General features: G+C 54.4%; 23 protein-coding genes. 9 read left to right on the forward strand and 14 right to left on the reverse strand.

All coding sequences use genetic code 11. The features are described 5' to 3' along the window. Window positions 1-100: 100 nt before the first annotated feature. The 7 genes from mdcE to prs form a co-directional block, all read right to left on the reverse strand. A complete protein-coding gene (gene mdcE, locus ABIB59_RS24160) occupies window positions 101-901 on the reverse strand; it encodes a biotin-independent malonate decarboxylase subunit gamma (protein WP_354037408.1) in 801 nt (266 codons plus the stop codon). Further along, complete coding sequence (locus ABIB59_RS24165; RefSeq protein WP_110295368.1) at window positions 901-1,734, reverse strand: biotin-independent malonate decarboxylase subunit beta; 834 nt, start codon at window positions 1,732-1,734, stop codon at window positions 901-903. The genes mdcE and ABIB59_RS24165 overlap by 1 nt, the downstream gene beginning before the upstream one ends. Next, window positions 1,727-2,026 carry a malonate decarboxylase acyl carrier protein gene (gene mdcC / locus ABIB59_RS24170; protein WP_041851420.1) on the reverse strand — a complete coding sequence of 100 codons (300 nt, stop codon included), beginning with the start codon at window positions 2,024-2,026 and terminating at the stop codon, window positions 1,727-1,729. The genes ABIB59_RS24165 and mdcC overlap by 8 nt, the downstream gene beginning before the upstream one ends. 9 nt (window positions 2,027-2,035) lie before the next feature. Beyond that, the gene (locus ABIB59_RS24175; protein ID WP_071194928.1) at window positions 2,036-2,893 is read right to left on the reverse strand and encodes a triphosphoribosyl-dephospho-CoA synthase; all 858 of its coding nucleotides are present in this window, start codon (window positions 2,891-2,893) and stop codon (window positions 2,036-2,038) included. Then, on the reverse strand, window positions 2,893-4,548 hold the full coding sequence (mdcA, locus tag ABIB59_RS24180; RefSeq protein ID WP_354037324.1) for a malonate decarboxylase subunit alpha: 1,656 nt from the start codon (window positions 4,546-4,548) through the stop codon (window positions 2,893-2,895). Before mdcA ends, ABIB59_RS24175 begins: the two co-directional genes overlap by 1 nt. Before the next feature lie 212 nt (window positions 4,549-4,760). Beyond that, the gene (locus ABIB59_RS24185) at window positions 4,761-6,251 is read right to left on the reverse strand and encodes a nicotinate phosphoribosyltransferase (protein ID WP_354037326.1); all 1,491 of its coding nucleotides are present in this window, start codon (window positions 6,249-6,251) and stop codon (window positions 4,761-4,763) included. 13 nt (window positions 6,252-6,264) lie between these two features. Next, window positions 6,265-7,125: a ribose-phosphate diphosphokinase gene (gene prs, locus ABIB59_RS24190; RefSeq protein WP_354037328.1), complete on the reverse strand. Its 861-nt coding sequence runs from the start codon at window positions 7,123-7,125 to the stop codon at window positions 6,265-6,267. Between the two features lie 192 nt (window positions 7,126-7,317). On the opposite strand from prs, the gene ABIB59_RS24195 reads away from it, so the two are divergent. The 4 genes from ABIB59_RS24195 (at window position 7,318) to ABIB59_RS24210 (ending at window position 10,284) form a co-directional block, all read left to right on the forward strand. Then, the gene (locus ABIB59_RS24195; RefSeq protein ID WP_041851415.1) at window positions 7,318-8,037 is read left to right on the forward strand and encodes an NUDIX hydrolase; all 720 of its coding nucleotides are present in this window, start codon (window positions 7,318-7,320) and stop codon (window positions 8,035-8,037) included. Window positions 8,038-8,160: 123 nt separating this feature from the next. After that, window positions 8,161-9,144, forward strand: a complete 984-nt coding sequence (locus ABIB59_RS24200) for a hydrolase (protein WP_072039771.1) — start codon at window positions 8,161-8,163, stop codon at window positions 9,142-9,144. Further along, the gene (locus ABIB59_RS24205) at window positions 9,145-9,363 is read left to right on the forward strand and encodes a YheU family protein (protein WP_041851414.1); all 219 of its coding nucleotides are present in this window, start codon (window positions 9,145-9,147) and stop codon (window positions 9,361-9,363) included. A 51-nt stretch (window positions 9,364-9,414) separates the two neighbouring features. Then, on the forward strand, window positions 9,415-10,284 hold the full coding sequence (locus ABIB59_RS24210; protein WP_041851413.1) for a phosphoribulokinase: 870 nt from the start codon (window positions 9,415-9,417) through the stop codon (window positions 10,282-10,284). A 90-nt stretch (window positions 10,285-10,374) separates the two neighbouring features. Here the strand turns inward: ABIB59_RS24210 and ABIB59_RS24215 are convergent, their stop codons facing one another. Continuing rightward, window positions 10,375-10,779, reverse strand: a complete 405-nt coding sequence (locus ABIB59_RS24215) for an OsmC family protein (RefSeq protein WP_041851412.1) — start codon at window positions 10,777-10,779, stop codon at window positions 10,375-10,377. A gap of 309 nt (window positions 10,780-11,088) precedes the next feature. On the opposite strand from ABIB59_RS24215, the gene crp reads away from it, so the two are divergent. Together crp and ABIB59_RS24225 are read left to right on the forward strand one after the other, a co-directional pair. Further along, window positions 11,089-11,721, forward strand: coding sequence for a cAMP-activated global transcriptional regulator CRP (gene crp, locus ABIB59_RS24220; RefSeq protein WP_000242758.1), 633 nt, complete (start codon window positions 11,089-11,091; stop codon window positions 11,719-11,721). Window positions 11,722-11,774: 53 nt separating this feature from the next. Beyond that, window positions 11,775-13,853, forward strand: coding sequence for a YccS/YhfK family putative transporter (locus tag ABIB59_RS24225; protein ID WP_041851411.1), 2,079 nt, complete (start codon window positions 11,775-11,777; stop codon window positions 13,851-13,853). Here ABIB59_RS24225 and argD read toward each other — a convergent pair. From argD to ABIB59_RS24255, 6 genes are all read right to left on the reverse strand, one after another. Further along, window positions 13,850-15,070: a bifunctional acetylornithine/succinyldiaminopimelate transaminase gene (gene argD, locus ABIB59_RS24230; protein ID WP_354037343.1), complete on the reverse strand. Its 1,221-nt coding sequence runs from the start codon at window positions 15,068-15,070 to the stop codon at window positions 13,850-13,852. The genes ABIB59_RS24225 and argD overlap by 4 nt on opposite strands. A gap of 79 nt (window positions 15,071-15,149) precedes the next feature. Then, window positions 15,150-15,722, reverse strand: a complete 573-nt coding sequence (gene pabA, locus ABIB59_RS24235) for an aminodeoxychorismate synthase component 2 (protein ID WP_125123786.1) — start codon at window positions 15,720-15,722, stop codon at window positions 15,150-15,152. Window positions 15,723-15,752: 30 nt separating this feature from the next. Continuing rightward, window positions 15,753-16,355: a putative adenosine monophosphate-protein transferase Fic gene (locus ABIB59_RS24240; protein WP_041851408.1), complete on the reverse strand. Its 603-nt coding sequence runs from the start codon at window positions 16,353-16,355 to the stop codon at window positions 15,753-15,755. Continuing rightward, window positions 16,345-16,515 (reverse strand): FicA/YhfG family antitoxin, encoded by a 171-nt coding sequence (gene ficA / locus ABIB59_RS24245; RefSeq protein ID WP_064572417.1) that lies wholly within the window; start codon window positions 16,513-16,515, stop codon window positions 16,345-16,347. Before ficA ends, ABIB59_RS24240 begins: the two co-directional genes overlap by 11 nt. 106 nt (window positions 16,516-16,621) lie before the next feature. Continuing rightward, a complete protein-coding gene (ppiA, locus tag ABIB59_RS24250; protein WP_041851407.1) occupies window positions 16,622-17,194 on the reverse strand; it encodes a peptidylprolyl isomerase A in 573 nt (190 codons plus the stop codon). A gap of 152 nt (window positions 17,195-17,346) precedes the next feature. Further along, window positions 17,347-18,642, reverse strand: a complete 1,296-nt coding sequence (locus ABIB59_RS24255; RefSeq protein ID WP_132440284.1) for a cytosine deaminase — start codon at window positions 18,640-18,642, stop codon at window positions 17,347-17,349. Between the two features lie 240 nt (window positions 18,643-18,882). Between ABIB59_RS24255 and nirB the strand changes: the two genes are divergently transcribed. The 3 genes from nirB to nirC all read left to right on the forward strand — a co-directional run bounded on the left by nirB (window position 18,883) and on the right by nirC (window position 22,628). Then, window positions 18,883-21,426, forward strand: coding sequence for a nitrite reductase large subunit NirB (nirB, locus tag ABIB59_RS24260; RefSeq protein WP_041851405.1), 2,544 nt, complete (start codon window positions 18,883-18,885; stop codon window positions 21,424-21,426). Next, the gene (gene nirD / locus ABIB59_RS24265; protein WP_041851404.1) at window positions 21,423-21,749 is read left to right on the forward strand and encodes a nitrite reductase small subunit NirD; all 327 of its coding nucleotides are present in this window, start codon (window positions 21,423-21,425) and stop codon (window positions 21,747-21,749) included. The genes nirB and nirD overlap by 4 nt, the downstream gene beginning before the upstream one ends. A 69-nt stretch (window positions 21,750-21,818) precedes the next feature. Then, on the forward strand, window positions 21,819-22,628 hold the full coding sequence (gene nirC, locus ABIB59_RS24270; RefSeq protein WP_079497016.1) for a nitrite transporter NirC: 810 nt from the start codon (window positions 21,819-21,821) through the stop codon (window positions 22,626-22,628). The last annotated feature ends 20 nt before the right edge of the window (window positions 22,629-22,648 follow it).

The following is a 22,648-nucleotide window of genomic DNA, read 5'->3' on the forward strand; positions in this document are numbered from 1 at the left end:
AGCACTGGTGCGATGATTATTATTTTCAGGATGCACGTTCCCGCGTGGGCACAGTGGCTGTGCCCACGGAGTTAATGCATCTGGCAGGTCTCTTTTTTACTTACCAGCTCGCTTTCATGCGTTCACGCACAAGCGCAGAGCTGCGGCGATTGTCAGCGCCCAGACGGTTTTTCAGGGTGGCATCCTGACGAGCGGCGTTGATAGCCTCTTGCAGCGTGGTTTTCACCAGCGCCAGATCGGACGACGATGGCGCATCCGGATTGCTGATATCCAGCAGATTTTCCAGCAGCCCCAGGGTGGCGTAGTTACTGATGTCATACGCCATCGGTGGGATAGTCGCCGCCAGTTTTTCCAGCGCCTCTACGGTACGCAAGGTGATACGCGCGGCGGACTCTTTACCCATCGCGTGAATCAAAACGCCTTTGTCGTTGAAGGCAATCAGCCGGTTAGCCTGATAACCGTGCGCCAGAAACGCGCCGGACATCGCTTTACCAACAATGAGACCAATCACCGGATGGCCCGCCAGGCGTGCATTGGCATAGGCCGCAGCGGCACCGGCCAGCGCCAGGTGAATACCAAAACCTTCTTCACGGCGACCGTACGCCTGGCTTGGCACATCAATTACCGCCACAATCGGGCGTTTTACGGCTTTATCCGCATCAGCGGCGACCGTTTCGCTGATAACTTTCGCCAGCGTCCAGCCTTCCAGCAGGCCCACCTCGCCTTTGGCGGCGCGCGGGAAATGGTTATTCGCATCAGGGACAACGGCAACAAAGCGCACCGTTTCACCGTTCAGTTCACCATCGGCTACCTGTACGGACGGGCATAAGCCTGCCAGGTGCTGGGCGTTTGGGGCGAGAGTTTCCAGCCAGAGTTCGCCACGGCTTATTGCAGTACTCATCATTTCACCTCCCGGGCAAAAAGGGCTTTAATCTGTTCGGCATCAGCCTGTTTGCGGGTGTCGAAATTGGTCAGACGGGCAAGGTAGTCGTCGTACTTATCGGTGCGATGTTTTGCCGGTACGCCTTTGGCAATCGCCTCGTTCATGGCTTGCTTCACCGCGTTTACACCATCGCCCACCAGCGCATCCACCAGCCCGCTTTGATAGCGCACTTCCCCACCGGTCATGCTCCAGATAAACGGACGGTCGCGGGAGTCGTACTCTTCAATACCCGCTTCCTGTTCAATGACCTGCGGACCGTTCAGCCCCAGGCGGGCTTCGCGGGTAACAATCAGATAACTGCACAACGCTGCGGCAATGGACATCCCACCGAAGCAGCCCACGGTCCCGGCCACAATACCGATCACCGGGGTATAGCGGCGCAGGTCAACAATCGCGGCATGAATATCAGCAATCGCCGCCAGGCCAAGGTTGGCCTCCTGCAGACGAACGCCACCGGTTTCCAGACTCAGCACCGCCTGAGTCGGGATACCGTTGCGGTTATCTTCTGCCGCCAGTTCCAGCGCCGCTGCCATTTTGGCACCGGAGACTTCGCCCATGCTGCCGCCCTGGAAGGCGCCCTCAATGGCGACGACCACGGCAGGTTTGCCGTTGATGGTGCCTTTCGCCACCACCATGCCGTCATCGGCCTGCGGCACGATGCCCTGCGCGCCCAGCCACGGGGAGACAATCCCTTCAAACGGGTCGAGCAGCTCACGGTAGCTGCCTTCATCCAGCAATGCATGCGCACGCTGGCGTGCTTTTAGTTCGATAAAACTGCGATCATCACGCATAGCTCACCTCTTCAAAGACCTGTTCAATACGAATGCGCGCGACGCCAGGCGTGGCGCCGAAATCGTGAATGATCAGTTTGCCCGCAGGCAGGCTGCTGACGGTTTGCAGACGGTTGAACAAGGCTTCCCAGCGGCCACGGCTGTTGTCGACGGAAGTCGTGATATCTATAGTGAGTGTCTGGCTCTGGTCGGCGGTGAATAACACCTCCATATCCCCTGAACCAACAACCCCTGCCAGCGCTTTGCCATTTAAGGTACGGCTGGCGGGCACGGTTAATGTGATTTTTTCCATAACATCCTCTTAATGCTTGAAATAGGGCGTCCCGATACGGTCAAGAAACAGAGTGGCAGCCAGTAAGTCTGCCGCACCACCCGGAGAGGCGTTCAGCGCCAGCATTTGACGATCCAGGAGGTGGAGCGCCTGCTGTCCTTCCGGGGTCGCACTGCCCCCCGCGGTTAAAACGGCACGCGCGCCGTGCTGCATGGCCTCCAGCCCTTCCATCCCGGCACGGGAGAGCACGCAGGTATCGGTAAGCGAGGTCATGATGGCCATCAGGGCATCAATCCGGGCGTGAGACTCACTGCCACCGTTCATCCGGCTCAAACGCAATTGCGGTAAGGCGAGCTGTAAAATATGCGGGAAGGCCTGTTGTGCCTCTTCTCTGGCACCGGGTACGCGATAGCGATGTGTAGCGCGAAGCCCTTTACTGAAAATTTTGGGCGCGGCGGCGTCCGGCAGTTTCGCCAGTGTGGCGGCGGTCGCTGCAATAACAGACGCGCTCGCATCGCCACCACGCATCGCCACCGCGCTGACCAGCAGCCCCAGCGCCCAAATCGCACCACGGTGGGTATTCACGCCACCTGTTGCCGCCATCATCTGCTGTTCGCCAACACGTCCGAGTCGTCCAATGGTTTGTCGTAGCGCAATGTCCGCCGGACGTTGCCAGCTTTGTTGCGCCAGCGCCTGAAACGTGGGGGTCAGGCTATGGGCAGAGCGTTCCATCAGGGCAAGCGTTAAGTCGTGGTGCGCGCCGTTCCCCCGACTGTCCACCAGACCGGGTTTCGGGCTTAATCGTGCTTCGTCAATCAGACACTGCGTGGCGGTTCGCGCCAGCCATTCGGCACCGCCTTCAACCTGAATCTGTGGCAGAAGTTTCATTACCAGCTCCGGAATTTCGCAGGCGGGTTATAAAGACCACCGGACCATTCCACCAGGTCTGCCACGCTGCTTGCCGCCAGTAACGAACGGGTGGCCTCGGTGCGGCGAATACCCATATCTTCCGGGTAAACCACTTTGCCACTGCGGCGCAGTTCGGCGACGCGTTTGGCGTCTACGCCCAGGCCAATATCGGTAATACCCGCCACGGCGGCGACCATCGCACGGCGCTCTTCAAGGCTTTCAGCACGATAGAGGTAAGCAATGCCTTCTTCGGTCAGCACATGGGTGACGTCATCGCCATAAATCATGACCGGCGCCAGCGGCATACCGGACGTTTTGGCCACCTCTACAGCATCAAGCGTTTCCACAAAGGTGGGTTTTGCACCGGCCTGGAAGGTCTCAACCATCTGCACCACCAGCTTTTTACCGCGCTGCATGGGGTCAGGTTCGGTGATCATATTCAGCCAGGCAGGCGTCGCATGACGACGACCATGCGGGTCATGGCCCATATTTGGCGCACCGCCGAAACCAGCCAGACGCCCACGGGTCACCGTCGACGAGTTTGCCAGGCCATCCACCTGCAGGGTCGAGCCGATAAACATATCCACCGCGTACTGCCCCGCCAGTTGACAGAAGGCGCGGTTGGAGCGCATAGAACCGTCTGCGCCGGTAAAGAACACGTCCGGGCGGGCGCGGATGTACTCTTCCATCCCCAGTTCGCCGCCGAAGCAGTGCACGCTCTCCACCCAGCCGCTTTCAATGGCCGGGATCAGCGTCGGATGCGGGTTCAGCGTCCAGTGCTTACAGATTTTGCCTTTCAGACCAAGCTGTTCGCCGTAAGTCGGCAGCAACAGTTCAATCGCCGCGGTGTTAAAGCCGATACCGTGATTCAGTGACTGCACCTGATGCTCGGCGTAGATGCCTTTGATGGCCATCATCGCCATCAGAATGTGTTCCTGTTTGATCAGGCGCGGGTCGCGGGTAAACAGCGGTTCAATAAAGAAAGGCTTATCAGCCACAACCACGTAGTCAATCCACGAGCCAGGGATGTCCACACGCGGTAAATCGCATTCGTCATCCACCAGTTCATTGACCTGGGCGATAACAATACCGTCGCGGAAGGCGGCCGCTTCCACCAGCGCCGGGGTGTCTTCGGTACTCGGCCCGGTGTAGAGATTGCCTTTACGGTCCGCTTTGTAACCGGCAATCAGTGCCACGTTTGGCGAGAGGTCAACATACAGGCGGGAATACAGCTCGATGTAGGTATGAATAGCGCCGATTTCCAGCAGGCCATCTTCCAGCAACTGTGAGATACGCAGGCTTTGGGTACCCGAGAAAGAAAAGTCCAGCTTGTGGGCGATGCCTTTTTCGAAAAGGTCGAGATGTTCACTGCGTCCGACGCTTGGCATGATCATATGCAGGTCATGGACTTTTTGCGGGTTGACCGACGCCAGCGCGCGGGAGAGAAAATCGGCCTGTTTTTGGTTATTCCCTTCCAGTACCACTTTGTCGCCCGGCGCGATCAATTTTTCCAGCATGGCGACCAGATCGTCGGTCGGCAGCACCTTGCCCTGTACGGGTACGGATGCCAGGCGACGCTGTTTTTCCGTGCGCCGCGTATTCCACACCCGTTCTGGTGTTTGTCCAGATAACATTATTAACCTCCTGATTCAGCGAATCATTTTGATTTGCTTAACACTGAGTAAAGTGTGCGCGCTGGTGAGAAAGGCATCAATTAAGGATAAAAGACGATTGTTAGCCTGAGAGTAATAATCAAAGTGATGATTTGTGACGTCGATCATTTTAAGAGGGGAAAATCTGTAGCAAGTAGGGGGCACAATGCGCCCCCCGGAATGGAGTAGAGCGGTTAGCGCTGGGCGGTCAGGCGCTGGCGAATCTGTTCAAAATGGTCAACGTTATACAGTTTGCCGTCCAGGAAACGCGTTTTCAGTTCACCGGTTTTTTCCTGCTCCCAGGTTTGTTCATCATGCAGTTGCAGCTCACCCTGCGCGTCTCTTTCTACCCGTAACAGCCCGCGCGCTGAACGTTTCAGGCCGCTGTCAGTTTTCGGCTCTTTGAAGATCATCCGCCCTTCGCCGTTGACCGCGCCCCATGTCGCTTTCATCGCAAAACCAAACGTATCGCGTGTGTTGTACTGATAGGTAAATGATCCCACCCCGAAGACAACGTTTGAGCTGGCAAAACCTTTGGCTTCCAGGCGACGCAGGATTTCATCTGCCCGTGCAAGGGTAATGGAGTCGCCATAAATCAGGCCAACATGCGGGTCGAGTACCTTGTAGCCCTTCTCATTCACGGTGCCGCCGAAGATCTCCCATAACACTTCCACAGAACCTTTCTCCTCCGGGGTGCGCGTGTTGCGGGTATCATCATCCGCCCCGGTGCCACACAGGATCTCAACCGGGTCACCGCTGTCCGGGCGGAACACGACGCGCCCTTCACGATTAAGGATTATCTGTTTCAGTTCACGGGTGTATTCCGTCATCACCCGCCAGTAATCCCAGGTATCCGAGACGATTGAGACAAAGCCCTGCGGATAGAGATCGACTATCAAACGACGGAAGGTTTCAATTTCTTGTTCCTTCTCGCCCATGCACATCACGCTATGCTCGGTGGCCGGAATGCTCGCGCCGATAAAATAGTCCTCACCAGCGGTGTAGTGATCACGGGCGTAGAGCAGTGACGGAATGCTGTCGGTACCTTTAAAACTCAGCAGGTGCCCGGCACCAGCCTGCATAGTATCCTGGAGACCCGCCATGCCACGGAAGGAAAAATCGTGGCACTGGAAATCAATATGTGACATGTCGCTGCAGGTTTTTACCGCCCACTGTTCACAGACTTTACGGTAGTGGTGCGCAATGGTGGCGTTGGTGGAGGCTTTCCACAATTCAGCGGAGAGCACCGTCTCAAGATAATTCACCAGCCAGAAGAACTCGTCATGGGAATTGGTGATGGTCAGCACCGGCACTTTCATCGGCACTTTGCTGCCCTCATCAAGAGATTTAACGTGCAGAGGCAGATAACCCAAATTGTGCAGTGCGCGAATGTGGTCAACCGGCACGGCGTCTTTGCCCAGGTAGGCGTCCATCACCGCTTTGTATTCATTCACCACGTCTTCTTGTGGGCGGGCAAAAAAGGCATCGTTGAACAAATCGACCATAAACCACTGCAAAAACCCCTGCAGGCCAAAGAACACCAGCTTACCGTCCGCCACGGGAGATGAGAAAAAGCGATCGCTGCGCGGCGTAAAGTTGGAGTACACCTGCGTGGTCCCTTGCGGGTACTGCGCACGGTGGGAAACTTTGTAACCGTCGATAGCCAGGATGGGGTTCATTTTCATGGTGTTATCTCCCTTAAGCGCAAAAAATAGTGTCGATGTCGATAAGCTCAACGCGAGGTTCGCGAAGCTCAGAAGAGGCAAAAGAAGTAGTGGTATAAATGGCGTCAATACCATTGTTCAGCAGGTTCTCCACCCCTTTAGAAAACACGCCGTGGGTTACATATAAACTCACGCTGCGCGCGCCGGCATCACGTAGTACCTGAGCAGAGCCGATAAAGGTACCGCCCGCATCGCAAAGGTCATCCACAATTAGCACATCTTTGCCTGCCACATTGCCGGAGACGAGGGAAAAACCGGTCAGGTTACCCGTTGCAACATCACGCTCTTTCGTGAGGATGGCATAGTCCCGCGCCCCACTGGCTTTGGCTACGTTATGAATTTTCTTCAATGCCCCGGCATCGGGTGCTACAAGCATCAATTTGCCTGTGCTTATCGCCTGACGCAGATTTTCGCTTTTCATCAGGCAGGTTTCCTGTGCAATCACCACGCTATTGTTGATGGCCGCCGCTGCCGCATCACTGTGCGGATCCAGCAGAAGAACTTTATTGAAGTTCAGTGTGTTCAACTGGTTAGCGAATACTTTAAGCGCAAAACTGTCGCCGTTAACCATGTGTCGGTCCTGGCGCGCCCAGGGCAGCCATGCCAGTTCAAGATGGCTTACGGCGACGTCGGTAACGTGACGCACGGCATCAACCAGTTGGGCTAACAACATGAAATCGTTCATATCGCGCATGGCTGCAACGCGAACCCGCATGACCTGAGCAAAACGTGGCAGTTCACCGATGACTTTCAGCCATACCGCGCCGTCGGGAAAGACACCTCGTTCGATTTCAACGGGTTGATTATCAAGTGTTAACGCGATTCTGCTGGTCATGATTCACCTCACCATTAATTAATGTCCCTAAGACACTTATAATATTGTCCATGGGACACTTATTGGCAAGGGATTTTTTCCCTACCGCGCAAATAAAAAGTTAACAAATTGATATTTAAGGAGTTAAAAGTTAGCTTGCCGCCATTGGGTGGGCTGATAAACTTGTGGCGTGTTTAATAAGCCGAGTAAGCGATGATCAGCGAAGCAGAGTATCTGGATTCTTATGATGCCAGCCGGTTCCCTTCCCCCCTGGTGACGGTAGACAGTGTGCTGTTCACGCTGCACGAGCAGGCGCTTCGCGTTTTGCTGGTGAAACGAGCGAGTCACCCTCAACAGGGGCGTTGGGGTCTGCCTGGCGGATTTATCGATATGGAAAAAGATGAATCCACGCGAGCCACGGCATTACGTAAGCTGACAGAAAAAACGGGCGTCTCCCCTTCCTGGCTGGAGCAACTGGATACGTTTTCCGGGGCAAAACGCGATCCCCGTGGCTGGAGTCTGACCATCGCCTGGTATGCGTTAATCTCCTGGGTAGCCTGCGCGCCGCATATCGCGAGCGTCAGCGATGCCAAATGGATGCCCGTAACCGGGCTGGATGATATCGACCTGGCCTTCGATCACCGGGAGATAATTCAGACGGCGCTACAACGGTTACGACAGAAAACCATGTACTCTTTACTGCCAGTGTATTGTCTGCCTGATACCTTTACCCAGACACAATTGCAGGAGGCGACGGAGATTATCCTCGGCCAGCCTATCCAGCGAAAAAGTCTGATTCGCCGATTTGAGGCCTCAGGCATGTTTGAAGAGACAGGCGAGAGCGTAGCGACAGGTGCGCGAAAAGCACGCTTGTGGCGACGTAAGCCGGGTGTCGATATTCATCTCTTTTCCCGAAATTTACTGACGGACTAGTATGGCCTGCACGATGTCCCGCGAAATGAAAAAACGGCGCAACATCGAGCAGCTATAGTTGTCCCATTCTTGATTCTATTGTTCTTTACTATGGCTGAAATTACACCTTCACGACTCTCGGAAATGGCTGCTGATAGCTCTGCGTTCCGCCCACTGCGCGGCGGAAGCAATCCGCATTTCCAGACCATGCTCCCGCGATTGATCCGCCGGAAACTGGGCTTTACGCCGACCTGGCAGCGCCTGGAATTGCCCGATGGCGATTTTGTGGATCTCGCCTGGAGCGAAGACCCTGCACTGGCAAGACATAAACCACGGCTGGTGGTCTTCCACGGGCTGGAAGGCAGCCTGCACAGCCCCTATGCTCATGGTCTGATAGAAGCAGCAAAAGCGCGCGGCTGGCTGGGCGTGGTGATGCATTTCCGTGGCTGCAGCGGTGAACCTAACCGCCTTAACCGCATTTATCACTCTGGCGAAACCGAAGATGGCACCTGGTTTTTGCACTGGCTACAACGGGAGTTTGGCCAGGTCCCTACCGCGGCGGTGGGCTATTCGCTGGGCGGCAATATGCTGGCCTGCCTGCTGGCGAAAGAGGAAAATCGCGTACCCCTGGATGCTGCGGTCATTGTCTCTGCTCCCTTTGTACTGGAAGCGTGCAGCGCCCATATCGAAACCGGCTTTTCACGGGTGTATCAGCACTATCTGCTCAACCTGCTGAAAGCCAATGCGTCGCGCAAATTAAAAGCCTATCCGGGTTCCTTACCCATTGATTTACGGCAGTTGAAACGTCTGCGTCGTCTGCGCGATTTTGATGATGCGATTACGGCGCGCATCCATGGTTTTGCCGATGCGATTGACTATTACCGCCAGTGCAGCGCCATGCCGTTGCTGAATAAAATCAGCAAACCGACGCTGATCATCCATGCTAAAGATGACCCCTTTATGGATCAAAATGTGATCCCCGATACGCAGACATTACCGCCGTCGGTAGAATATCAACTCACCGAACATGGCGGTCACGTGGGGTTTGTGGGCGGCACGTTACTTCACCCGGAAATGTGGCTGGAAAAACGTATCCCCGACTGGCTGCAAACTTATCTGGAAAGCTAAATGATTATTCCCTGGCAGGACCTGGCGCCTGAGACGCTCGACAGCCTGATTGAAAGCTTTGTCTTGCGTGAAGGCACCGATTATGGTGAACATGAGCGCTCACTCGAACAAAAGGTCGCCGATGTGAGACGGCAACTTAAAAACGGTGAGGCCGTACTGGTGTGGTCAGAACTGCACGAAACCGTCAACATTATGCCGCGCTCGCAGTTTCGCGAGTAACTCACTGGCGGCTGGCTTCGTCTACAACAATGGTTTACTCAGGGAGCTGCTATGTCCGCTAAACATCCGGTTATTGCCGTAACAGGTTCCAGCGGTGCGGGAACCACTACCACCAGCCTCGCGTTTCGCAAAATCTTTGCTCAACTGAATTTGCATGCCGCCGAGGTTGAAGGTGACAGTTTTCATCGCTATACCCGCCCTGAAATGGACATGGCAATTCGTAAAGCCCGCGATTTAGGTCGACATATCAGCTATTTTGGCCCGGAAGCGAATGACTTCGGCCTGCTGGAACAAACGTTTATTGAGTACGGACAAACCGGCACAGGCCAGGCACGAAAATATCTGCACACCTACGATGAAGCCGTTCCCTGGAACCAGGTTCCCGGTACGTTCACCCCCTGGCAGCCCCTGCCGGAGCCAACAGATGTGCTGTTTTATGAAGGGTTGCACGGCGGCGTGGTGACGCCCCAGCACGATGTCGCCCGCCACGTCGATCTGCTGGTAGGCGTGGTACCCATCGTCAACCTCGAGTGGATGCAAAAGTTGGTACGCGATACCAGCGAGCGCGGTCATTCCCGTGAGGCAGTGATGGACTCGGTGGTTCGATCGATGGAAGACTACATCAATTTCATCACCCCACAATTTTCCCGCACCCATATTAATTTCCAGCGCGTGCCGACGGTGGATACCTCCAACCCGTTCGCCGCCAAAGTGATCCCATCGCTCGATGAGAGCTTTGTGGTGATTCATTTTCGAAATCTTGAAGGGATCGACTATCCCTGGTTGCTGGCGATGTTGCAGGGTTCGTTCATTTCACACATGAATACGCTTGTGGTGCCTGGCGGCAAAATGGGGTTAGCAATGGAGCTGATCATGACACCGCTGGTCCAACGGCTGATGGAAGGGAAGAAGATTCAATAGGCCTCCAGCCGACACAAGCGCTGTAGCCCCGGTAAGCGCGGCGCCACCGGGGAATGTGTCGGATACGCGACGCTTATCCGACCTATGTTCTCAGGCCTCAATCACCTCATATGAATGCGTGATTTTCACCGCTTTCTCCAGCATTAATGCCACGGAGCAATACTTCTCGGCAGAGAGATCCACCGCGCGCGATACCGCCGCCTCTTTCAGCTCTTTGCCGGTCACGATAAAGTGCAAATTGATATGCGTGAACAGACGCGGAGCCTCTTCACGACGCTCTGAGGTCAGCTTCACTTCGCAATCTTTCACATCGTGGCGGCCTTTCTGCAAAATAGATACAACATCGATAGCGCTGCATCCGCCTGCTGCCATCAGCACCATTTCCATCGGGCTTGGGGCTTTGTCGCCTGAGTTACCATCCATCAGGATCTGGTGCCCGGACGCAGACTCGCCAAGGAACGTTAAACCTTCTACCCATTTCACACGAGCTTGCATTTTTAATTCACTCCGGAGTTACAGTTTTCTTTACAGATTACGCGCACATAAGAAAACTCGCAACGGAAGGCGACCTGCGTCAAGCTGAAGCGAGACACCAGGAGACACGCGACAAAAGCTATGCTAAAACAATCACGATGCTACAGTGATACATTGACGTTATGCATGTATGCAGAGGACATCACATATTACAGGCCGCAGGCATGTCTGACGGTCCACTTCCCAGGTATGGGGAAGATAGATTGCAACCCCGGACGCGATATGTGAATCCAGCGTCTGGAGCCAGCTTATAACAGAGGATAACCGCGCATGGTGCTTGGCAAACCGCAAACAGACCCGACTCTCGAATGGTTCTTGTCTCATTGCCACATTCATAAGTACCCGTCGAAGAGCACGCTGATTCACCAGGGTGAAAAAGCGGAAACGTTGTATTACATCGTCAAAGGCTCAGTGGCTGTGCTAATCAAGGATGAAGAAGGTAAAGAGATGATCCTCTCTTACCTTAACCAGGGAGATTTTATCGGTGAACTGGGTCTGTTCGAAGAGGGTCAGGAGCGCAGTGCATGGGTACGCGCTAAAACCGCTTGTGAAGTGGCCGAAATCTCCTACAAAAAATTCCGCCAGTTAATTCAGGTGAACCCGGATATCCTGATGCGCTTGTCTTCCCAGATGGCGCGTCGCCTGCAGGTCACCTCGGAAAAAGTCGGTAACCTCGCCTTCCTTGATGTGACGGGCCGTATCGCACAGACGCTGCTGAATCTGGCGAAACAACCGGATGCAATGACCCACCCGGACGGTATGCAAATTAAAATTACCCGCCAGGAAATTGGTCAGATCGTTGGCTGTTCCCGCGAAACCGTCGGCCGTATCCTGAAAATGCTGGAAGATCAAAACCTGATCTCCGCGCACGGTAAAACCATTGTCGTGTATGGTACACGTTAATTCTCAAGCGGCGCATCGCCCTTAACGATGCGCCGTTTTTGTCTCTCTTCCCCATGTGGCGCAGGCTGATTTATCACCCCGAAATCAACTATGCACTGCGACAAACGCTGGTGTTATGCCTCCCTGTGACCGTGGGTCTGATCGCAGGTCGTCTCGATCTTGGTCTGCTGTTTTCTCTCGTTCCCGCCTGCTGCAATATTGCCGGTCTGGATACTCTGCATAAACGTTTCTTCAAACGCGTCATTATCGGCGGCACGCTCTTTGCTGGCAGTAGCCTCACCGTACAGCTATTACTGACGCAAAATATTCCGCTGCCGCTGATTCTGACCGGATTAACGCTCTTGCTCGGCGTCACAGCAGAAATCAGCGCATTACACGGGCGGCTTCTACCCGCCTCGCTCATTGCCGCCATCTTTACTCTCAGCCTCGCCGGTAACATGCCCATCTGGGAGCCGTTGCTGATTTATGGGCTGGGTACCCTGTGGTACGGCGCGTTTAACGCCTTCTGGTTCTGGTTGTGGCGAGAGCAACCGCTGCGTGAATCCTTGAGCCTGCTGTATCGCCAACTGGCGGACTATTGCGAAGCGAAATACAGTTTACTGACGCAGCACGTCGATCCAGAAAAAGCCCTTCCGCCACTCCTGGCACGCCAGCAAAAGGCGGTGGATATGATTAGCCAGTGTTACCAACAACTGCATATGCTGGCGGCGAATAACAACAACGACTACAAGCGGTTACGCCGCGTCTTCCAGGTGGCGCTGGACTTACAGGAACATATTGCCGTCAGCCTCCACCAACCGCAGGAAGTGCAGGAGCTGGTCGAACGCAGCCATGCCGAGGAAGTTATCCGCTGGAATGCGCAAACCGTTGCCGCGCGGTTACGGGTCATAGCCGATGATATTCTTTATCACCGCTACCCCAAACGCTTCAATATGGATAAACAGATTGGCGCGCTGGAGAAAATTGCCCGCCAGCACCCGGATAACCCGGTTGGGCAGTTTTGCGCCTGGCATTTCAGCCAGATAGCCCGGGTTCTGCGTACCCAGCGCCCGCTCTATGTCCGTGATCTGATGGCGGAGAAGCAGCGCCGTTTGCCCCTGATCCCGGCCCTCAAAAGTTATCTGTCGTTGAAATCCTCCGCCTTACGTAATGCGGCACGCATTAGCGTCATGCTGAGTATTGCCAGCCTGATGGGCAGCGCGCTCCATCTGCCTAAACCTTACTGGATCATGATGACGGTGATGTTTGTTACGCAAAACGGTTATGGGGCGACACGCGTGCGCATCCTGCACCGGGCGGCAGGCACCATGGCCGGGCTGATCATTGCCGGCGCGACGCTGCACTACCACGTACCGGAAGGCTTCACGCTCACCGCGATGCTGATTGTGACGCTGGTGAGCTATCTGATTATCCGCAAAAGCTACGGCTGGGCGATGGTCGGTTTTACCCTCACCGCGGTCTATACACTCCAGTTGCTTACACTGAATGGCGACCAGTTTATTGTTGCCCGTCTTATCGATACGTTGATCGGCTGCCTGATAGCTTTTGGTGGCATGGTCTGGCTGTGGCCTCAATGGCAAAGCGGCCTGCTGCGAAAAAATGCTCATGACGCGCTGGAAACTTACCAGGATGCCATTCGGCTGATCCTGAGCGATGATCCCCAGGCGACGCCGCTGGCCTGGCAACGCATGCGGGTAAACCAGGCGCACAATGCGCTCTTTAACTCGCTGAATCAGGCCATGCAGGAGCCGGGTTTTGATACGCGTTACCTGGCAGACATGAAACTGTGGGTCACGCACAGTCAGTTTATTGTCGAACATATCAATGCAATGACCACGCTGGCGCGGGAGCACACCATGCTCACGCCGGAACTGGCTCAGCGTTATCTGCAGTCCTGCGAAATTGCCCTGCAACGTTGCCAGCAGCGGCTGGAGTATGATGGTCCGGGAAGTTCAGGAGATGTGAATATTCTGGAGGCGCCAGAGAGCATGACGCATGGCCCAATGAGTACGCTGGAGCAACATCTGCAACGGATCCTGGGGCATCTGAACACCATGCACACCATTTCGTCGGTGGCATGGCGTCAGCGCCCACATCATGGCATCTGGTTAAATCGCCGCTTGCGCTCTTAAGCGTTAACCACGTTGGCTACAGCTTTAGCAAAGCGCAGCATACCTTCTGCGATATCGTTCTCTTCAATGATAAGCGACGGCGCAAAACGCATTACGTCAGGACCGGCATTAAGCACCATCAGCCCTTCATTTGCCGCCGCGTTGAGGAAATCACGCGCACGGCCTTTGTACTGCGGTTTCAGTTCCGCGCCAACCAGCAGCCCCATGCCGCGAATTTCGCTGAACAGGTCATACTGCGCATTGATGCCTTCAAGATGCTTAACGAACAGTTCGCGTTTCGCATTGACGCCATTTAAGACCTCTGGCGTATTAATGATGTCGAATGCCGCACCGGCAACAGCACAGGCCAGCGGGTTACCGCCGTAGGTTGAACCGTGGGAACCCGGATGGAACGCGCTGGCAATCTCCTGAGTGGTGAGCATGGCGCTTACCGGGAAACCACCGCCGAGCGCTTTGGCGCTGGTCAGGATATCCGGGGTGACACCATAGTGCATGTAGGCGAAGAGATCGCCGCTACGCCCCATTCCACACTGCACTTCATCAAACACCAGCAGCGCTTTGTGTTCATCGCACAGCTCACGCAAACCCTGTAAAAACTCTGGCGTTGCCGCCGTCACCCCGCCTTCCCCCTGAATCGGTTCAACCACGACTGCACAGGTATGATCGTCCATGACCGCTTTTACGGCATGCAGGTCGTTATAGGGCACATGAATGATATCCGCCGGTTTCGGACCGAATCCGTCCGAGTATTTCGGCTGACCGCCCACGGTCACGGTGAACAGCGAACGGCCATGGAACGCGTTGTGGAAAGCGATGATTTTGGTTTTATGCGGACTGTGGCGGGTAGATGCATAATAACGCGCCAGTTTGAATGCCGTTTCATTGGCCTCGGTGCCGGAGTTCATAAACACCACGCGCTCGGCGAAGGTGGCGTCGATCAGCTTACGCGCCAGGCGCAATGCGGGTTCATTCGTAAACACGTTGCTGATATGCCACAGCGTTTCGCCCTGTGTTTTTAACGCTTCCACCAACGCCGGATGGCAATGCCCCAGCGCGGTAACGGCGATACCACCCGCAAAATCAACATACTCTTTACCCTGCTGATCCCACACGCGGCTACCTTTTCCTTTCACCGGAATAAATTCGGCCGGTGCGAAAATTGGTAGAATGACTTCGTCAAATGTTGCGCGCGTGATTGCACCCTGCTGAGTTGCCATGTAACCCCACCCTTTTTAAACAAGAAGTAGAAGTGAAAATATAATCACGAAATATGCATAAAAAATCACTCAATGGCAACTAAAAATCGGCGCGATGCAAAAAGTTATTCAATAACGCATGTCCCTGCTCGCTAAGAATACTTTCCGGGTGAAACTGCACGCCTTCCAGATCCCACTGACGATGGCGAATCCCCATGATCTCTTGCGTCTCGCTCCAGGCGGTCACCTCAAAGCAGTCCGGTAATGAAGGCGGATCGATCAACAAAGAGTGGTAGCGCGTGACGGTTAATGGATTATTCAGGCCGCGAAAAACGCCCTGCCCGGTATGGGTTATCGGAGAGGTTTTCCCGTGCATAACCTGTTGCGCCCGGACAATGCGAGCGCCAAAAACCTGGGCGATGGCCTGGTGACCGAGGCAGACGCCGAGAATCGGCAACGTGCCAGCATAGTGGCGAATAACCTCCAGCGAGATACCCGATTCATCCGGCGTGCAGGGGCCTGGGGATATCACGATCTTTTTGGGGGCCATAATCGCAACATCCGCCAGGGTGATCTCATCATTACGCCTGACCTCGACCTGTGCCCCCAGTTCGCAAAAGTACTGATACAGGTTCCAGGTAAAAGAGTCGTAATTATCAATAAGCAGGATCATGGCGGCCTCATCATTTTAAGCCGCCCTATTCTACTCAGTTTCGACGGCTTCGCTTACCACTTTGCCGAAGATCTCGCACAGCGGTTTTAGGTCACCCATCGCCCCGGTCTGGTTCGCTTTACTCCAGTTTTCCGGGTCGACGCCACGCCAGTCCAGCCGGTATCCGGCATGCAGCGCAAGCTGCTCAAAGAAAATCCGCTGGGCAATGCCATTGCCTATACGAAATGGATGCAGCACATTGATTTCACAGTAGTAATGCGCCAGTCGCTCAATAAATTCTTCCTTCCCAAGCCCCTGTAGCCACTCTTCGTCTTCCAGCGACTGCATTAACGCATTCCCCTCTTTTTCGATATATTCGAAATGGCAGAAACGCGTATCTCCCTGATAGATATCCACTTCGCGTACCTGTCCCGCCCAGTCGAAGACGTCCTGGTAAATATGACGGTGAATGGCGCACAGATGTGGCAGCCCTCGGGCCAGCGGACCCAGTTCCAGCGTGGCGGCACGTAACGCGGTGAGCTCCCATGCCGCCTGTTCCAGCCGTTGCGCCTCGCGAATACCCAGCCTGTTGCGCATAACATTGAGGCCAGAGTAGAAGTAAGGATCGCGACCGTCGCCGAATTTATCGCTCATAGTGCCTCCTTAGCTCTTCAATACGCGCCAGCGCTTCATCGGCTGTAAGCGTTACCAGCGGGCTTTCAACGCCTTCAAGACGCCTGCTGGCCTGAAAATTGACATTACGGTCTTGCTCCCAGAGACGGGATTTTTGTCGGTCGGTGAGTTTTTTGGTCATAACGCCTCCCTGATGTCTCGCTCATGTGCCACAAGTATAAGCAGCAATTTCGCGTCACGCAGGGAGGAGAACGCGCACAGGCCGGACGGCCCGTGCGAAAAAAAGATTATGGCAGGACTTTAGCAGAGAGGATAACAACCGGTTTTGTCGGCACATTCTGGTAAGGACCGACGTCGTGGGTTGGAACCTGAGAAATCTTGTCGGCGACATCCATCCCTTTGACAACTTTACCAAATACCGCATAGCCAAAATCACGTTGACCATGGTCCAGGAAGGCGTTATCAGCGACGTTAATGAAGAATTGACTGGTGGCGCTGTCTTTATCTGCGGTACGGGCCATGGAGATGGTGCCACGCGTATTGCGTAAACCGTTATCGGCTTCGTTTTTAATGGGCGGGTTAGGCTGTTTTTGCTGCATTTGCTCAGTAAAACCGCCACCCTGAACCATAAAACCCGGGATCACGCGGTGAAACGTGGTGTTGTTATAAAAACCGTTATTCACATAATCCACAAAGTTTTTCACCGACACGGGGGCTTTCTGACTGTTCAGCTCCAGTTCGATGTTGCCGGCTGACGTGGTGAGCAGAACATGGGGATCACCTTTTGCCGCCAGTGCGGAAGAGGAGATTGCAGAAAGGGCACAAACAGCCGCAATTGCCGCCAGAGTCGATTTAACCATGAGGTTTCCTTAACGAAATACAGGTAAGAAAGCGAGTGGCTTGATTCTAAAGAGCACTCCGCCACCAGGCCAGCCTTTTACTTAATTTTACGCAATTGAAACATATGTTACTCAGGCTGACCACGCATTGTGTGGTCATTCTGCTATCAGCTTCACTCACTCTTGCGATGAAACGCCACTTCTTCACCGCCGCTGTCCGTCTGAATCCAGGTTTGCGCAGGTTGCGTGGTAGCAATCACCCGCCCCTGGCGAATGGACCAGCGCACCGGCGACTGACATCGCACCGCGTCAAAACCGCTCTCAACCGGCAAAATGATCATATTCGCCGGGTTACCCGGCTCAATACCGTAATCATCCAGACCAAAGGTTCTGGCGCTATTATCGGTAATCAACCGCAGGCCATCGTCGATTTGCTGATACCCCATCAACTGGCAAACATGCAGACCCATATGCAGCACCTGCAACATATTGCCCGTGCCGAGTGGATACCAGGGATCAAAGACATCATCATGGCCGAAGCAGACGTTAATCCCGGCGGCCAGCATCTCCTTCACGCGGGTGATCCCACGCCGCTTCGGATAATCATCAAAACGCCCCTGCAGATGGATATTCACCAGCGGATTGGCGACAAAGTTGATACCGGAGAGTTTCAGCAAGCGGAAAAGGCGAGAAGTATAGGCACCGTTATAGGAGTGCATCGCCGTCGTGTGACTGGCGGTAACGCGCGACCCCATTTCCATTTTCAGCGCCAGCGCGGCGACCGTTTCGACAAACCTCGACTGTTCGTCGTCGATCTCGTCACAGTGAATATCCAGTGGTCGGTCATATTTCTGCGCCAGTTCAAAGGCGATATGCAGTGATTCCACCCCATACTCGCGGGTAAATTCAAAATGGGGAATCGCCCCTACCACATCCGCGCCAAGCTGTAAGGCCTCTTCCAGCAACGCTGCGCCGTTGGGGTAAGACAAGATACCCTCTTGCGGGAAGGCGACGATTTGCAGGTCTATCCAGGGGGCGACTTCCTGTTTCACTTCCAGCATTGCTTTGAGCGCTGTCAGCGTCGGGTCGGAGACATCAACATGGGTGCGCACATGCTGAATACCGTTCGCCATTTGCCATTTTAACGTCTGCCAGGCGCGCTTTTTCACATCATCATGGCTGAGTAACGCTTTGCGTTCCGCCCAGCGTTCAATCCCCTCAAATAGCGTTCCCGACTGATTCCAGTTTGGCTCGCCTGCGGTTTGGGTGGTATCCAGGTGAATGTGCGGTTCAATAAATGGCGGCAGCGCCAGCCCGCCCCTGGCGTTTAAGACTTCATAACTTTCATGCTGTGGGGCGCTCATCGGGGTGATGTCACCGAAGTGGCCTTTCTCAATCGCGATTTGCCATAGCCCTTTTCGCCCAGGTAAATGAACGTTCTGAACCAGCCAAAGTGGTGTTGCCGTCATGCTTCTACCCCCTGGTTATCACTGAAACGTTGTTTCAGGCAATTGCCATAAATTCACATCTTTTTTTGTACACAATTTCCACAATTCTGAAAAGCCTGACAGATCCGCGACTTATAAAAAACCATCAAAATCAATTATCTACCCATTAAGTGGTAGGTGAAGATGTATTTGACCTGCATCAATAAGTGCCGAGGCTGAATCGTTAAGGTAGGCAGTAATAGAAAAGAAATCGAGGCAAAAATGAGCAAAGTCAAACTCGCTATAATCGGTAACGGCATGGTCGGCCACCGTTTTATTGAGGATCTCCTCGATAAAGCAGATGCCAGCCAGTTCGATATTACCGTTTTTTGTGAAGAACCCCGTAAAGCCTACGATCGCGTTCACCTGTCTTCCTACTTTTCGCATCATACTGCGGAAGAACTGTCGCTGGTACGTGAAGGTTACTACGAAAAGCACGGCGTTAACGTTCTCGTTGGCGAACGTGCGATTACCATCAACCGCCAGGAGAAAGTGATCCACTCCAGCGCCGGTCGTACCGTCTATTATGACAAACTGATCATGGCGACTGGCTCTTACCCATGGATCCCGCCCATTAAAGGCTCCGAAACCCAGGATTGCTTTGTTTACCGCACCATTGAAGACCTCAACGCCATTGAATCCTGCGCTCGTCGCAGCAAACGTGGTGCGGTGGTCGGCGGTGGCCTGCTCGGTCTGGAAGCCGCCGGCGCACTTAAAAACCTCGGCGTTGAAACGCACGTTATTGAATTTGCTCCCATGCTGATGGCTGAACAGCTCGATCAGATGGGCGGTGAACAGCTTAAACGCAAGATCGAAAGCATGGGTGTGCGTGTGCACACCAGCAAAAACACCAAAGAGATCGTCCAGGAAGGGACAAGCGCGCGTAAAACCATGCGCTTTGCCGACGGTACCGAGCTGGAAGTCGACTTTATCGTCTTCTCAACCGGTATTCGCCCGCGCGACAAACTGGCGACCCAATGTGGGCTGGATGTCGCGCAGCGTGGCGGTATCGTGATTAACGACACCTGTCAGACCTCTGATCCGGATATCTACGCGATTGGCGAATGTGCGAGCTGGAATAGCCATGTGTACGGTCTGGTCGCACCGGGCTACAAAATGGCGCAGGTCGCCGTGGACCATATCCTCGGCAATGCTAACGCCTTTGCGGGTGCAGACATGAGCGCCAAGCTGAAACTGCTGGGCGTGGACGTTGGCGGTATCGGCGATGCGCATGGTCGCACGCCGGGCGCACGTAGCTACGTTTACCTCGACGAAAGCAAAGAAGTCTACAAACGCCTTATCGTTAGCCCTGACAACAAAACCCTGCTCGGCGCGGTACTGGTGGGTGACACCAGCGACTTCGGCAACCTGTTGCAACTGGTGCTGAATGCTATCGAACTACCGGAAAACCCGGATGCCTTGATCCTGCCAGCACACGCCAGTAGCGGCAAACCGTCTATCGGCGTGGATAAACTGCCGGACAGCGCACAAATCTGTTCCTGCTTCGACGTCACCAAAGGCATGCTGGTCGCCGCCATCAACAAAGGCTGCCACACCGTTGCCGCACTGAAAGCAGAAACCAAAGCCGGTACTGGCTGCGGCGGCTGTATTCCGCTGGTCACCCAGGTGTTGAACGCCGAGCTGGCGAAACAGGGCATCGAAGTCACCAATAACCTGTGTGAACATTTCGCCTACTCCCGTCAGGAGCTCTATCACCTGATTCGCGTTGAAGGCATTAAATCTTTCGACGAGTTGCTGGCGAAATATGGCAAAGGCTACGGTTGTGAAGTGTGTAAACCAACCGTGGGTTCTCTGCTGGCCTCCTGCTGGAACGAATACATTCTGAAACCGCAGCACACGCCGCTGCAGGATACCAACGACAACTTCCTGGCAAACATCCAGAAAGACGGCACCTACTCCGTTATCCCGCGCTCTGCCGGTGGCGAAATCACCCCGGAAGGGCTGATGGAAGTAGGCCGTATCGCCCGCGAATTTAATCTCTACACCAAAATCACCGGCTCACAGCGTATTGGCTTGTTTGGTGCGCAGAAAGACGATCTGCCGGAAATCTGGCGTCAGTTGATTGAAGCAGGCTTCGAAACGGGTCACGCGTATGCTAAAGCGCTGCGAATGGCGAAAACCTGCGTGGGCAGCACCTGGTGCCGCTACGGCGTGGGGGACAGCGTGGGCTTCGGCGTTGAGCTGGAAAACCGCTACAAAGGCATCCGCACTCCGCACAAAATGAAGTTTGGCGTTTCCGGCTGTACCCGTGAATGTGCCGAAGCACAGGGTAAAGATGTAGGCATTATCGCTACTGAAAAAGGCTGGAACCTGTATGTTTGCGGCAACGGCGGGATGAAACCACGCCATGCGGATTTGCTGGCGGCGGATCTCGACCGTGAAACCCTGCTCAAATACCTCGACCGTTTCATGATGTTCTATATCCGCACGGCCGACAAACTGACCCGTACGGCCTCCTGGCTGGATAATCTGGAAGGCGGCATCGCTTACCTCAAAAGCGTCATCATCGACAACAAACTGGGTCTGAACGACCAGCTTGAAGCCGAAATGGCGCGCCTGCGCGACGCCGTTATCTGCGAATGGACAGAAACCGTCAACAACCCGCAGGCACAGGTTCGCTTCAAACACTTTATCAACAGCGACAAACGCGACCCGAACGTTCAGGTTGTGGCAGAACGCGAGCAACATCGTCCGGCAACGCCATATGAACGCATCCCGGTCAAAATGGTGGAGGAAACCGTATGAGCCAGTGGAACACTATCTGCAAAATTGACGATATCGTCCCGGCAACCGGCGTCTGTGCCCTGCTGAATGGCAAACAGGTGGCCATTTTCCGCCCACGTCACGATGACCAGGTTTACGCGATCAGCAATATCGACCCGTTCTTTCAGGCAAGCGTGCTGTCGCGCGGCCTGATTGCCGAGCACAACGGGGAGCTGTGGGTCGCCAGCCCGCTGAAAAAACAGCGTTTCCGCCTGCGTGACGGCATGTGCCTTGAAGATGAAAGCCGTTCTGTCGACCATTTCGACGCCCGTGTAAAAGACGGTGTGGTGCAACTTAAAGCGTAATTTTCAGTGGGGGTGCAATGCCCCCACTTTTTAAACCTTTTTCTTTTTTAACTTTGGGTAATCAACACTATGTTTACAGACACGATTAATAAGTGTGCGGCTAACGCTGCGCGCATTTCACGCCTCTCGACAAATAATCCTGTGGGTTTCTGGATAAGCTCCGCTATGGCTGGCGCTTATGTGGGCTTAGGGATTATTTTGATTTTTACCCTCGGTAACTTACTTGACCCGTCAGTGCGTCCGCTGGTGATGGGCGCAACCTTCGGTATCGCCTTAACACTGGTTATCATCGCAGGGTCCGAACTCTTTACCGGCCATACCATGTTCCTGACTCTCGGTGTGAAAGCAGGCACCATCACTCAGGGCCAGATGTGGACCATTCTGCCGCAAACCTGGCTGGGTAATCTGTTAGGTTCCGTTCTGGTTGCGCTGCTGTATAACTGGGGTGGTGGTAGCTTACTGCCGCTGGATACCAGCCTTGTGCATACCGTTGCACTGGCCAAAACCAACGCGCCCGCAGGCGTGCTGTTCTTTAAAGGCGCGCTGTGTAACTGGCTGGTTTGCCTGGCAATCTGGATGGCGATTCGTACCGAAGGCGCCGCAAAGTTCCTCGCCATCTGGTGGTGTCTGCTGGCCTTTATCGCCTCTGGCTACGAGCACTCCGTTGCCAACATGACGTTGTTTGCCCTCTCGTGGTTTGGTCACCACAGCGAAGCGTATACCCTCTCTGGAATTGGTCATAACCTGTTGTGGGTAACCCTGGGCAATACTTTCTCCGGTGCCGTGTTTATGGGCCTGGGTTACTGGTATGCTACGCCGAAAGCGGAGCGTCCGTCTGCAACCCAGACAGCGAAGAGCCAACCAATAACAACCCATTAATAAAGACACAAATAATTCGA

Origin of the sequence: Citrobacter sp. UYEF32, assembly GCF_040546205.1 — a bacterium.
GTDB classification, from domain to species: Bacteria; Pseudomonadota; Gammaproteobacteria; order Enterobacterales; family Enterobacteriaceae; genus Phytobacter; species Phytobacter diazotrophicus.